Below are 12,877 nucleotides of genomic sequence, written 5' to 3' on the forward strand. Positions count from 1 at the left end.
TGGGCGTACTCGGTCGTTTCGGCAACGCCGCCAGGGACGTCGTGGGCAGGTCGAGACCCTGTCAACCATCTGGGTCGCGCCACTAGCTCGCGCCCGCGAGCTCCTTGCGCCGGGCGACCAACCGCGCGATCTCGCGCCCGTGGTCGGTCGGCACGATCCACTCCCCCGGCGGCACCGTGATCCGCACCGCGGGACCGGGCGTGACCGTCACCCGCAGCTCGCCCACCCCGGGCACCGGCAGCGTCGCCCGCCGCGCCACCATCACCTGCTCGACGGCGCCGACCCCGCTCAACGCGACCATCGGCCGCACCAGGCGGAACCGGCCGCGGCCACCGGCCAACGTGATCCGGTCGTGCGCGACGAGCAGCTCGAGCCCCGGCGCTCCTCTGGCCCGCCACGGGATCTCGACCGGCGAGTCGGCCAGGTCCGGGGTGTAGGGCCGAAGCACGCTGTCACGGGCCCGGCGCGCGATCAACCACCCGCCGAGTCCGAAGAGGACAGCCGAAGGGGACAGCCACGGGCTCACCGCGCCGAGGTACGCGCCGCCGAGGGCGCCGAGCACCGCACCGGCGGTCGGCCACCGGCGCGGCCGGAAGCGGCGGGTGCGGAAGTAGGCGGCGCCGAGGACGAGCAGCAGAGCGGGGACCACGAGGCCGGGCAACCACCCGCCGAGGACCACCGTCACGGCGGCCCCGACCACCGGCGCACCGGCGGCCACCAGCGCCAAGTGCGGCCGAACCCGCCGAAGCCGGGCGGCCACCACCCCACCTGTCACCTGCTCATCACGCCCCCGCACCCGGCCACGGTACCCAACCGGCACCGGGAAACACGGTATTGACCACCGGTGTCAACCCCCGGGCGTCACTACTCCACCCGGGTGACACCCACGTCGATCGCGACACGCCGCGCCGCGGCCCGGTGATACGAGTGTCGACGAACAGCACCCGACCCCTGGATGGCGTTGATGGTCGAAGCACGCACCGGCTCGGACGAGCGCCGGTGAAGCAGCGCAAGGCGATCCCGTCGGGTCGGGCGTGGACGAGCGCGTCGTGGTGGCTGTCGATGAACGGCGTCGTGGCCGCGTTCAGCGCGCTCATCGCGGTGGCCGCCCTGGTGGTCGCGATCATCGCCATCCCGGGCTCGCCGGACGACCCCGAGCACTCCGACCTCATCCGCACCCCCGACCTGGGCCTGTCGTTCTGGCAGGACGACCGCGCGGCGACCATGAAGGACGTCAGCGTGGACGTCGAGGGCCTGGTGGGCCGGGTCCGGGTCACCATGAAGTCCGCGCCGTTCGAGATCCGCTTCCCCGAACTGGGCCCCGACGACGGGCTCTACATCGAGGTCAAGAAGGACGACTCCAGCTTCTCCATCAAGGACGGCACGAGCACCCAGGGCGAACCCTATGACGCCCCGTTCCGCTCCGGCCGCGGCCACGTCGACACCGGACGCGGCAGCGCCACCCTGTTCATGTCCGACGGTGGCACCTTCAACGCCATCGGCGACAAGCGCGCGGAGGAGGCGGACAACAAGAAGTCCAGTGTGTACTACTCCCGTTTGGACGATCCGAAACCCACGCGGCTGACCGAGTTCCCGACCGGCGTGTACGAGCCGAGCAAGGAGTCGCTGGTCCCGTTCCAGGACGTCCACGAGGACTTGTACTTGGTCGTGTGGCGCGACGGAGACCACAACGGGCTGATCGACGGCGGGGAGTACGAGTACATCACCCTCGACTTCTCCTAGAGGCGGTTTCGCCTTCGACGACCGGGGCCTCGGAGCCGTGGTGGTGCGGTGTGCTCGATGGGGCGGGTCGGCTCGCGCTCCGGACCCGTCGTGGAGCGGAGTGCTTGATGGGGCGCGGTCGGCTCGCCTGCGGCATTGCGACACGGTCCGTGTGGTGCGGTGTGCTCGATGGGGCGAACTTGTTTTGCGCGGGGCCCCTGCGCCAGCCGTGGCAGGACCGCAAAAGCCGGGGCCGAAGAGCATGGCCCTGCAGCGAGGCAAGGCTACGACTGCCGCTCCCCCACGCAAAACAAGTCCGCCCCATCGAGCATCTGGCACCGGAAGTTCCGAGTGTCCAGTGGTCGGGTTGGCGGGGTTGACTCGGTGGGTTGGGCTGGCGGGGCTGGCTCGGGGTCCACCGACAACCTGGCAACCGGCTTAGTGCTACTGGGTGGGTCCTAGGCGCACCGGGAGGGAGTCCAGGGCTCGGACGATGGTGCTCTCGCGCCAGCGCAGCGGGGTGTCGGTCAGGGTCAGGGCGGGGAACCTGGTCAGCAGGGCGCCGATGGCCACCTCGGCCTCCATCCGGGCCAGGGGTGCGCCGACGCAGTAGTGGATGCCGTGGCCGAAGGCCAGGTGGGAGTTGAGGTCGCGGTCGAGGTCGAGTGCGTCGGGGGTGGTGAAGACGGTCTCGTCGCGGTTGGCTGAGGCCAGGGCGACCACCACGAACTCGTCCGCCGGGATCTCCACCCCCGCGACCTCGATCGGCTCGGTCGTGTACCGCAGGGTGGCCGTGTTGACCGGGCTCTCGAAGCGCAGGAACTCTTCCACCGCGCGCGGCAGCAGGTCTGGGTTCGCGCGCAGCGCGGCCGCCTGCTCCGGGGCCCGCAGCAGCGCCAGCACGCCGTTGGCGATGAGGTTCACGGTGGTCTCGTGACCGGCCAGCAGCAGCAGGAACGTCATCGACAGCAGTTCGTTCTCGCTGAGCCGGTCGCCGTCCTCGCGGGCCTCGACCAGGGCCGTGAGCAGGTCGTCGGCGGGCGCGGACCGTTTGGACTCGATCAGCTCCATCACGTACTTGCCGACCGACACCCCGGCCTCGGTGATCTCCACCGGCGTCGACGAGGTGGACAGCAGCACCCGCGTCCAGCGGCCGAAGGCCTCGCGGTCGGCTTCCGGGACGCCCAGCAGCTCGCAGATCACGGTCATCGGCACGGGGAAGGCCAGCGCCGGGACGAGGTCGACCTCGTCGGCGTCGGCGATGGCGTCCAGCAGCGCCGCGGTGATCTCCTCGACCCGGGGCCGCAGGTGGCCGACGCCGCGTACGGTGAACGCCTTGTTCACCAGCTTGCGCAGCCGGGTGTGGTCGGGCGGGTCCATGTTGAGCATGTGCGCCTGCAGTTCCTCGCCGAACTCCGGGCGCGGGCTACCCGGTTCGCGGTTGCGCTCCAGCAGCGCCCCGGCGCGCACGTAGTCCTTGCTGACCCTGGGGTCCGACAGCACCGCCTTGGCGTCGGCGTACCGGGTGACCAGCCAGCCCAGCACCCCGCGCGGCAGCACGACGCGGCGCACCGGTCCGGTGCGGCGCAGCTCGGCGTAGAGCTGGTGCGGGTCCTGGAAGAAGTCCGGGCCGATGCGTACGACGTCGTGGTCAACGGTCACGTGTCCCCCTCGGTGAGCGCTTGCCACCCACCGTACCCGCGATCACACCCAGGGTCAGGAAAGGCAACCCGGACCGAGCAGCGCCTTCAGGTCCCCCATCAGCGACGGCGACGGGGTGACCCGCAGCGCGTCGTCGAGGCGCAGCAGCGTCTGCCGCGGGCCGTTGATCAGCTTGAGGTGCACCTCGGTGGTCCCCGGGTACGCCCCCAGCACGTCCTTGAGCTGGGCGACCAGCGGCGGCGTGCACTTGGTCGCGGCCATGCTCAGCCGGAACGGTGCGCCCGCGGCGTTGGACAGGTCCGGCACCGCCAGGTCGTTGGCGATCAGCGAGATCCGGTCCTCCCGCTTGGCCACCCTGGCCTTGACCAGCACGATCGCGTCCTCCAGCACCCCCATGCCGACCACCGCGTAGGTCTTGGGGAAGAACAGCGCCTCGATGCCACCGGCCAGGTCCTCCAGCTGCGCCGAGGCCCAGGACTCGCCGTTGCGGTTCACCCGCCGGTTCACCGAGGCGAGGATGCCGCCGATCACCACCTGGGCGCCGTCGGGGATGTTGCCCTCGAGGATGGCCGCGATGGTGGTGTCGGACTGGGAGCTCAGGATGTGCTCGACGCCGTTGAGCGGGTGGCCGGAGACGTAGAGGCCGAGCATCTCCCGCTCCAGGGCGAGCTGGTGCTTGGTCTCCCACACGTCGTCGGGCACCCGCACGTCGAACACGCTGGAGACGCTCTCGTCGGCCCCGCCCGCCGCGCCGAACAGGTCGAACTGGCCGACCGCCTCCGCCTTCTTGGTCTCCATGATGGCGTCGATGGCGTCGGTGTGGATGAGGAACAGGCCCTTGCGCGGGTGCTTGAGCGAGTCGAACGCGCCCGCCTTGATCAGCGATTCGACGACCTTCTTGTTGCAGCCGGAGGCGTCGACCTTGCGCAGGTAGTCGGAGAAGTCGGCGAACTCGCCCTTCTCGGTGCGCGCCTTGATGATCGCGTCGACCACGTTCGCGCCGACGTTGCGGATGGCGCCGAGGCCGAAGCGGATGTCGTCGCCGACCGGGGCGAACTCCTTCTCCGACTCGTTGACGTCCGGCGGCAGCACCGTGATGCCCATCTTGCGGCACTCGGACAGGTAGACCGCGGCCTTGTCCTTGTCGTCGCGGACGCTGGTGAGCAGCCCGGCCATGTACTCGGCGGGGTAGTTCGCCTTGAGGTAGGCCGTCCAGTACGACACCAGGCCGTACGCGGCGGAGTGCGCCTTGTTGAAGGCGTAGTCGGCGAACGGGACCAGGATGTCCCAGAGGGTCTTGATCGCGTCCTTCGGGTAGCCGTTGCGCTCCATGCCGCCCGCGAAGTTGACGAACTCCGCGTCCAGGACCTCTTTCTTCTTCTTGCCCATGGCCCGGCGCAGCAGGTCCGCTTGGCCGAGCGTGTAGCCCGCCAGCTTCTGCGCGATCGCCATGACCTGCTCCTGGTACACGATCAGGCCGTAGGTCGTGCCGAGGATGTCTTCGAGCGCCTCCGCCAGCGACGGGTGGATCGGGGTGATCTCCTGCTGGTTGTTCTTGCGCAGCGCGTAGTTGGTGTGCGACTTGGCACCCATCGGGCCCGGCCGGTAGAGCGCGCCGACCGCGGAGATGTCCTCGAAGTTGTCGGGGCGCATGAGGCGCAGCAGGTCGCGCATGGGGCCGCCGTCGAGCTGGAACACCCCGAGCGTGTCACCGCGGGAGAGCAGTTCGTAGGTGTTCTTGTCGTCGAGGCCCAGCGTCTCCAGGTCGGGCACCGGTTTGCCGTTGCGCTCGATGTTGCGCAGGGCGTCGTCGATCACCGTCAGGTTGCGCAGGCCGAGGAAGTCCATCTTCAGCAGCCCGAGCGACTCGCAGGTCGGGTAGTCGAACTGGGTGATGATGGACCCGTCCTGCGGCCGCTTCCACAGCGGGATGGTCTCCATCAGCGGCTCGGCCGACAGGATCACCGCGCAGGCGTGCACGCCCGCGTTGCGGATCAGGCCCTCGAGCCCGCGACCGGTGTCGATGATCTCCTTGACCTGCGGGTCGCTGTTGTAGAGCTCGCGGATCTCGGTGGCCTCGGCGTAGCGCTTGTGGCTGGGGTCGAACAGGCCGTTGAGCGGGATGTCCTTGGCCATCACCGCGGGCGGGTAGGCCTTGGAGATCTTGTCGGCGATGGCGTAGCCGGGCTGGCCGTAGAGCACCCGCGCGGAGTCCTTGATCGCCGCCTTGGCCTTGATCGTGCCGAAGGTGATCACCTGGGCGACCTTGTCGGCGCCCCACTTCTCGGTGGTGTAGCGGATGACGTCGCCGCGGCGGCGCTCGTCGAAGTCGATGTCGATGTCGGGCGGGCTGACCCGGTCCGGGTTGAGGAACCGCTCGAAGATCAGCCCGTGCGCCAGCGGGTCGAGGTCGGTGATGCCCATGGCGTAGGCGATCAGCGCGCCCGCGGCCGAACCGCGGCCGGGCCCGACCCGGATGCCGTTGTTCTTGGCCCACTGGATCAGGTCGGCGACCACCAGGAAGTACGCCGGGAAGCCCATCTGCAGGATGACGCCGATCTCGAACTCGACCTGCTTGGTGTGCACCTCGTCGACGCCCCCGGGGAAGCGTCGGCGCATCCCCTCCCACACCTGCTCGCGGAAGTACTCGTCCTCGGTCTTGCCGTCGGGGATCGGGAAGCGCGGCATGAGGTTGCGGAACTCGAACATGCCGGCGGTGTCGACCTTCTCGGCCACGACCAGCGTGTTGCGGCAGCCCTCCTGCCACGCGTCCGACGAGTCGACCGCGCGCATCTCGTCTGGCGACTTGAGGTAGTAGCCGTCGCCGTCGAAGCGGAACCGGTTCGGGTCCTGCAGGGTGCTGGCGGTCTGCACGCACAGCAGCGCGTCGTGCGCGGAGCTGTCGGACTTGTAGGTGTAGTGCGAGTCGTTGGTCACCACGAACGGGATGTCGAGCTTGCGGCCGATGTCGACCAGCCCGCCGCGCACCCGCGACTCGATCGACAGGCCGTGGTCCATCAGCTCGACCGAGAAGTACTCCTTGCCGTAGATGTCGCGCCACGCGGCGGCGGCCTCCATGGCCTCCTTCTCGTGGCCGAGCCGCAGCCGGGTCTGCACGTCGCCGGAGGGGCACCCCGTGGTCGCCATCAGGCCCTCGGAGTGCTCGGCGATCAGCTCGCGGTCCATCCTCGGCCACTTGCCGAGCTGACCCTCCATCGAGGCCAGGCTCGAGAGCTTCATCAGGTTGGCCAGGCCGGTGGCGTTGCGCGCCCAGATCGTCTGGTGGGTGAAGGCACCGGACCCGGACAGGTCGTCGGACTTCTGGCTCGGGTCGCCCCAGCGGACCCGCTCCTTGCTGAACCGCGACTCCGGCGCGATGTAGGCCTCGATGCCCAGCACCGGCGTGATGCCCGCGGCCGTCGCCTGCCGGAAGAAGTCGTAGATGCCGTTGGTGTGGCCGTGGTCGGTGATGGCCACCGAGGTCATGCCGAGCCGCTCGCACTCGGCGAACATGTCCTTGAGCTTGGCCGCTCCGTCGAGCATCGAGTACTCGGTGTGCACGTGAAGGTGAGCGAAGGAGTCAGCCACCCGGTCACCCTAGCGACCCGCACCGCCAACCCGGCGCGTTGGGTGCGCGACGCGCCGGAAGTTCTTGCTACCACTGGGAAAACGCCCGGAGCGGGTGACCGTGGGCGGTTCAGGCGGGCACAGTGGGGACATGCGCCTGCGCCCGGTGTCACCCGACGTGGTGGCCGATGAGCTGACCGCGATGGTCCACACCCGAACCGGGTCCGGGTGGGCCAGGGTCGCCGTCGACGGCGCGCCGCCGACCGCGCCCGGCGAGCTCGCCGACGCCGTCGGGCAGCGGCTGCGGGTGCTGGGCCACCCGGTGCTGCGGGTGGCCGCAGCGGACTTCCTGCGCCCGGCCTCGTTGCGGTTTGAACGCGGCAAGCAGGACCCGGACGCCCGCTACGAACTCTGGCTCGACGAGGGCGGCCTCCGGCGCGAGGTCCTCGCCCCGCTCGGCGCGGGCGGGACGGGCAAGGTCCTGCCCGCGCTGTGGAACGCCACCACGGACCGGGCCACCCGCGCCGAGTACGTCGACCTGCCACCCGGCGGGGTCGTGCTGATCGACGGCGAGTTGTTGTTGGGCCGCGGACTGCCGTTGGACGTGACCGCGCACCTGTGGTTGTCGCCCCCCGCCCTGACCCGGCGCCTCCCGCCGGACGAGCACTGGGCCCTGCCCGCCTTCGCCCGCTACGACGCCGAGGTCCGCCCCCTGCACACCGCCGACCTCGGCATCCGGGTGGACGACCCCCGCCACCCCGCGGTCCTCGACGACGCACCGCGCTGAACCGGGCCCTGGGTCGAGCACCGCGAGGTGTCGGTCCCCGCGAGTAGGCTTGATTCGGGGGCTGCTCAGCGCGGCCGGCCTGCGGCGATGCGGTCCGGCGGACGCTCGCACCCCCTGATCGACCTGACGCCCGGACCGGCGGCTTCGGTGCCCGGCGGCGACCGCCGCGGGTGAGCGGGTGATCACCGAGGGCAAGATCACGTGTCGGCCCACGGCTTCCGGGGCGGGGCCAGGGGCGACCGGGTAGCGTCCGTGGGCGTGACGGATCCGGTTGACGCCCGCCTGCTCGGTGTTGTGGCCGAGATGGGCAGGGCCGCGGTGCACGAGGTCGCCGCGCGGTTGGGCATGGACCCCAGGGAGGCAGCCGCGCGGTTGGTGGCGCTGTCCGGCTCGGGGCTCCCCCTGCTGGTCGGCGTCGAGTGCGACCCCAACGGCCTGCGGGCCGCGCTGGCGCGGATGTCCGCGCCCATGGGCTACCCGCCCCAACCCGGCTACGCGCAGCCGTACCCGCAAGCCGCACCGCAACCGGTGGCACCGCAAGCCGCCGCACCGCAACCCATGGCGCCGCAGTACCTGCCGCCGCAGGACCCCTACGCCTACCAGCAGCCGCCGAGCGGACCGATCCGCACCGGCCCGCCGAGCCAGCCGTTCCCGGTGCCGACGGGTCCGCCGAGCCAGCCGTTCCCCGCGGTCAGCGAGCCGATCAGCACGTGGGGCCCGCCGCAGAGTTCCAGTTGGGCGCGCGGCGACCAGCCCGCGGGCGGTGGCCCCATGGACCGCACGCAACCCGCGGTGCGGGCGTCGCGGCAGGGCAAGATCGGGGCGTCGCTGGAGACCTCCGGCCTGGAGGGCGAGCGCCTGGCGATCCAACTCGTCGAGGTCGTCGACCCCGCCGACTACCTGTTCACCGCCGCGGGCTACCGGTTGCAGCCGGGCGAGCGGTCGATCGTGGTGCACACCGAGTTGACCAACCGCGGCACGGTGCCGTTCGCGACGCTGCCGGACCTGTACCTGGTGCTGGTCAGCCCGGACGGCCAGTCCATCACCAAGGCCCCGGTGTCGCTGTCGTCGCGGCCGCCGCACCGGATCGGGGTGCAGCCCGGCGAGATCGCCAGCGGCCACACGGTGTACGTGGTGCCGGAGCAGACGGTGATCAGCTCGGTGCGCTGGAGCCCGCGCCCGGACGAGGAAGCGCTGACGCTGACGTGGACGGTCGACTAGCTCACCAGTAGTACTCGTGCCGGTTGTCCTCCCTGATCGACACCACCAGCGCGATGCCAGCGCCGATGCTGGCGAGCACGGCGAGTCCGACCACGACGTTGCCGCCGCTGTTGCCGAAGATCAAAGACGCGAGCCACCCGAGGATGAACACCGCCGTCAGGTAGAGGTCGACCACGACCAGCAGCAGCGCCACGACCAGCCGCAGCAGGAACCAGAGGAACCCCAGCGGCGGCCACGACGCCATGGTCGAGTCGTCGTAAGCCCACCGGAACAGGTCGAACGGGTGGTAGAAGGCGTTGGCCCACCAGCCGCGCGCGAGCTGGGTGGACTCCTCCGTCGGCCGGAACCGCACCTCCGACACCGTGGCGTCGGTGATGTCGATCGTCACCTCGTGGTCGGCCACCCGCACCACCGACCGCCCGTCGAGCACCGCCTCGAACTCATCGCCCCCGGTGCGCAGGTCGAAGACCTGATCGGTCCCGTTGAGCCGGTTGCGGTCGCGGAACCGCACCCGGATCCGGTCCTCCTGGATCGGCTCGCCGATCTTGAGCCCGATCGACACCTCGCCGAGCGGGGTCACCAGCGACACCTCGCCCTTGAACTCGACCTTGTGCTCGCTGACCGTGACGCTCGCGGTCACCGGCAAGAAGTCCGGCGTGCTCACCGACACCTCGGCGTTCCCACACCCCGCCGCCATCGCCAGGACGGCCAGCAGAACCGCGATCTTCTTCATACCCGGCAGGTCGCACCCGCGGAACCGGCGGTAACACCCACCCCCGATCCGTCGGCGAGTCGTGATCAACCGGCTAGTAGTCGGCTTCCAGGACCGCCAGTGCGGCCGCCAGGTCCGGTGGGTAGTCGCTGGTGAACTCCACCCACCGGCCGTCCGCCGGGTGGTGGAAGCCGAGCGACCGGGCGTGCAGCCACTGCCTGGTCAGCCCGAGCCTCTTGGCCAGCACCGGGTCGGACCCGTAGGTGAGGTCTCCGACGCAGGGGTGTTTGAGGGCGGAGAAGTGGACGCGGATCTGGTGGGTGCGACCGGTCTCCAGTTTGACGTCCATCAGCGACGCGGCGCGGAACGCCTCGATCGTCTCGTAGTGCGTGATGCTCGGCTTTCCGCCCGCCACGACCGCCCACCGGTAGTCGTGCCGCGGGTGGCGGTCGATGGGGGCGTCGATGGTGCCCACGCTCGGATCCGGGTGGCCCTGCACGAGGGCGTGGTAGCGCTTCTCGACAGTCCTCTCCTTGAACGCGCGCTTGAGGACCGTGTACGCGTGCTCGCTCTTGGCCACCACCATCACACCGGTGGTGCCGACGTCGAGGCGGTGCACGACCCCTTGGCGTTCGGCCGCGCCCGAGGTCGACACGCGCACGCCTGCCGCGGCGAGCCCGCCGATCACCGTCGGTCCGCTCCAGCCGGGGCTGGGGTGGGCGGCGACGCCGACCGGTTTGTCCACCACGACGACGTCGTCGTCCTGGTGCAGGATCACCATGCCCTCGACCTCGATGGCCTTGACCTCGATCGGCCGCTCCGGCTCGGGCAGGGTCACCTCCAGCCAGGACCCGGCCAGCAACCGGTCCGACTTCCCGGCGGGGTGGCCGTCGACCAGCACGTCGCCCGCTTCGGCGAGGGCGGCGACGACCGTGCGGGACAGGCCGAGCAGCTTGGACAGTCCCGCGTCGACGCGCATGCCGTCGAGGCCGTCGGGGACCGGGAGGGTGCGGGAATCGCTCACGCCTTCTCCCCCTTCGGCTTCTTGGTGACGATGCTGCCGTCGTAGTCGCGGCCGAGCAGGGCCATCAGCACGATCAGCGCGCCGCCGACGGAGATGCCCGCGTCGGCGACGTTGAACAGCGGGAAGTAGTCGCCGTTGGGGGCGAACACCGACACGAAGTCGACCACGTGGCCGTGGAACACCGAGGGGGCGCGGAAGATCCGGTCGGTCAGGTTGCCCATCGCCCCGGCCAGGACCAGGCCAAGGCCCAGCGCCCAGCCGACCGAGCGCAGCTTGGGCATGATCCAGATGATGGCCACCACCACCCCGGCCGCGATCAGGGTGAACAGCCAGGTCATGCCGGTCGCCATGGAGAACGCGGCGCCGGGGTTGCGCACCAGCTGCAGGTAGACCGCGCCGCCGAGCAGCCGGATCGGCGCCTCGCCCTCCAGCGTGGCGGTGACGATGATCTTGGTGACCAGGTCGGCCGCGTAGACCAGCAGCGCCGCGACGACCAGGATCAGGCCGCGCCTGCGCGGCAGCGGGGGGGCCTGGTCCGGCTCGGGTTCGACCTCGGTCACCGGGCGGTCGTCCACCGGGCGGTCGTCGTCACGTTCAGCGCTCACCGGCCCATTGTCCACCGGGGTGTCGCCCCACCACTCGGGCGGGCTATTCGGCCAGGAAAGCGGGCAGCCCGCGCTGGTCGTCCACCGGCGCCCACCGGCCCTCGACCAGCGCGTACGGCACCGCGGGACCGTCGGCGACCAGGGTGCGCAACGCGGCGACGACCCGGTCGACGTGCTCGGCGCGGGTGCCGAGGCCGAGGCTGATCCGCACCGCGCGCTCCTCCTGCGCGCCCGCGCGGTCCAGCAGCCTGCGGGTCGCGATGTGCGCGCAGAACGCGCCGTCGCGCACCCCGATGCCGTGCTCGGCCGACAGCACGGCCGCGACCAAGCCCGCCTCGACGCCGTCAATGGTGAAGCTGACGACGCCGACCCGGTCGTGCTCGGCGCCGAACAGGCTCAGCGACCGAAGACCGGGCACGGTCGCGAGACCGGCGCGCAACCGGCGCAGCAAGGCGCGTTCGTGGGCGATGACCGCGTCCCAGTCCTTCGCCAAGGTCTCGCACGCCACCGCGAGGGCGTGGGCGCCGACGACATTGGGCGACCCGGCTTCGTGCCGCTCGGGCACGGCAGCCCACGCGACACCGAGCTGATCGCCCCGGTCCACGACCTGAGCGGTAGCGCCGCCGCCGACCAGGTACGGCTCGGCGGCCTTAAGCCAGTCCGCGCGGCCAATAAGCGCTCCGGAGCCAAACGGGGCGTAGAGCTTGTGTCCGGAGAGGACGACGTAGTCGACGTCGAGTGCACGGATGTCTATAGGCCGATGCGGAGCCAACTGCGCCGCGTCGAGAACGATCCGGGCACCGTGCGAGCGGGCGACCGCGCTAAGAGCCTTGATCGGCCATACCTCACCGGTGACGTTGGACGCGGCGGTCAACACAACCAACCGCGGCCCGACCGGCGTCGACCGCAGCGCTTCGTCCAGAACGGCGACCGCGTCGATAGCGACAGCAGGGGTCTGCACGCGCAGCACGTTCGGTCCGCGCCACGGCAGCAGCGCGGCGTGGTGCTCGGTGTCGAACAGGACGACCGAAGTCGCCCTGGGCAGGGCCTTCGCCAAGAGGTTGAGGCTGTCGGTGGTGTTGCGGGTGAACACCACGGTGTCGGTGTCGTGGGCACCGACGAACCGGCGCAGCACGCGGCGCGCACGCTCATAGACCTTGGTGCTGACCTGGGAAGCGAACCCGGCCCCGCGGTGCACGCTGGCGTACCAGGGCAGCAATTCGTCGACCGCGTCGCGAACCGCGTCAAGACAGGGCGCGCTAGCAGCGTGGTCGAGGTTGGCGTAAGGCACCGTGCGGCCGTCGACCAGCGGAACCCGCAAGCGCGCTCCGGCCACGGCGGGCACGGTGGGCGTGGGCAGGGGCGCCTGCTCGACACGGGCGGTGGGTACAGCGAGCGTCATGGCCGACCTCCAGGTCCGAGGACCCGGGGTACGTCAGCGGGTCCGCGCTTGTCCGCCCGCACTTCGCGGGAGGACCAGGTATTCACCCGGGGCACCCCACCGCGGAGGAGGGTTGCCGGCCAGCAAACCGGGGTTTGACGCTGGCGCTCATTACCTTGTCGACGACTGTATCGGA

At 70.7% G+C, this 12,877-nt stretch carries 10 protein-coding genes and 1 riboswitch; of the genes, 3 read left to right on the top strand and 7 right to left on the bottom strand.

Annotated elements, in window-relative coordinates:
* Positions 1 to 82: 82 nt before the first annotated feature.
* Positions 83 to 796, bottom strand: a complete 714-nt coding sequence (locus JOD54_RS29710) for a hypothetical protein (RefSeq protein ID WP_204455261.1) — start codon at positions 794 to 796, stop codon at positions 83 to 85.
* A 203-nt stretch (positions 797 to 999) separates the two neighbouring features.
* Here JOD54_RS29710 and JOD54_RS29715 point away from each other — a divergent pair, with 203 nt between their 5' ends.
* Positions 1,000 to 1,743, top strand: a complete 744-nt coding sequence (locus JOD54_RS29715) for a hypothetical protein (RefSeq protein WP_204455262.1) — start codon at positions 1,000 to 1,002, stop codon at positions 1,741 to 1,743.
* A gap of 423 nt (positions 1,744 to 2,166) precedes the next feature.
* Here JOD54_RS29715 and JOD54_RS29720 read toward each other — a convergent pair whose 3' ends face one another.
* Together JOD54_RS29720 and dnaE are read right to left on the bottom strand one after the other, a co-directional pair.
* Positions 2,167 to 3,384, bottom strand: a complete 1,218-nt coding sequence (locus JOD54_RS29720; RefSeq protein ID WP_204455263.1) for a cytochrome P450 family protein — start codon at positions 3,382 to 3,384, stop codon at positions 2,167 to 2,169.
* A gap of 54 nt (positions 3,385 to 3,438) precedes the next feature.
* A complete protein-coding gene (gene dnaE / locus JOD54_RS29725; protein WP_204455264.1) occupies positions 3,439 to 6,972 on the bottom strand; it encodes a DNA polymerase III subunit alpha in 3,534 nt (1,177 codons plus the stop codon).
* Between the two features lie 130 nt (positions 6,973 to 7,102).
* On the opposite strand from dnaE, the gene JOD54_RS29730 reads away from it, so the two are divergent.
* A complete protein-coding gene (locus JOD54_RS29730) occupies positions 7,103 to 7,738 on the top strand; it encodes a nucleoside/nucleotide kinase family protein (protein WP_204455265.1) in 636 nt (211 codons plus the stop codon).
* A 252-nt stretch (positions 7,739 to 7,990) separates the two neighbouring features.
* Entirely contained in the window at positions 7,991 to 8,959 is a 969-nt protein-coding gene (locus tag JOD54_RS29735; protein WP_204455266.1) for an Lrp/AsnC family transcriptional regulator, read from the top strand.
* Between the two features lies 1 nt (position 8,960).
* Here JOD54_RS29735 and JOD54_RS29740 read toward each other — a convergent pair whose 3' ends face one another.
* The 4 genes from JOD54_RS29740 to JOD54_RS29755 form a co-directional block, all read right to left on the bottom strand.
* Entirely contained in the window at positions 8,961 to 9,692 is a 732-nt protein-coding gene (locus tag JOD54_RS29740; RefSeq protein ID WP_204455267.1) for a hypothetical protein, read from the bottom strand.
* Positions 9,693 to 9,765: 73 nt separating this feature from the next.
* Complete coding sequence (locus JOD54_RS29745) at positions 9,766 to 10,650, bottom strand: RluA family pseudouridine synthase (protein ID WP_204456805.1); 885 nt, start codon at positions 10,648 to 10,650, stop codon at positions 9,766 to 9,768.
* A 41-nt stretch (positions 10,651 to 10,691) separates the two neighbouring features.
* Entirely contained in the window at positions 10,692 to 11,300 is a 609-nt protein-coding gene (gene lspA, locus JOD54_RS29750) for a signal peptidase II (protein ID WP_372440359.1), read from the bottom strand.
* A gap of 43 nt (positions 11,301 to 11,343) precedes the next feature.
* Positions 11,344 to 12,702: an aminotransferase class V-fold PLP-dependent enzyme gene (locus JOD54_RS29755; RefSeq protein WP_204455268.1), complete on the bottom strand. Its 1,359-nt coding sequence runs from the start codon at positions 12,700 to 12,702 to the stop codon at positions 11,344 to 11,346.
* 39 nt (positions 12,703 to 12,741) lie between these two features.
* A riboswitch (SAM riboswitch) is annotated at positions 12,742 to 12,857 on the bottom strand.
* Positions 12,858 to 12,877: the final 20 nt, after the last annotated feature.

Source organism: Actinokineospora baliensis (assembly GCF_016907695.1).
Classification (GTDB): Bacteria; Actinomycetota; Actinomycetes; order Mycobacteriales; family Pseudonocardiaceae; genus Actinokineospora; species Actinokineospora baliensis.

What these genes read in the sequence shown, in the direction of transcription:
- JOD54_RS29745 (WP_204456805.1), bottom strand. Translation starts at nt 10,650, where the DNA reads ATGCGCGTCGACGCGGGACTGTCCAAGCTGCTCGGCCTGTCCCGCACG.
- JOD54_RS29730 (WP_204455265.1), top strand. Translation starts at nt 7,103, where the DNA reads ATGCGCCTGCGCCCGGTGTCACCCGACGTGGTGGCCGATGAGCTGACC.
- JOD54_RS29755 (WP_204455268.1), bottom strand. Translation starts at nt 12,702, where the DNA reads ATGACGCTCGCTGTACCCACCGCCCGTGTCGAGCAGGCGCCCCTGCCC.
- JOD54_RS29740 (WP_204455267.1), bottom strand. Translation starts at nt 9,692, where the DNA reads ATGAAGAAGATCGCGGTTCTGCTGGCCGTCCTGGCGATGGCGGCGGGG.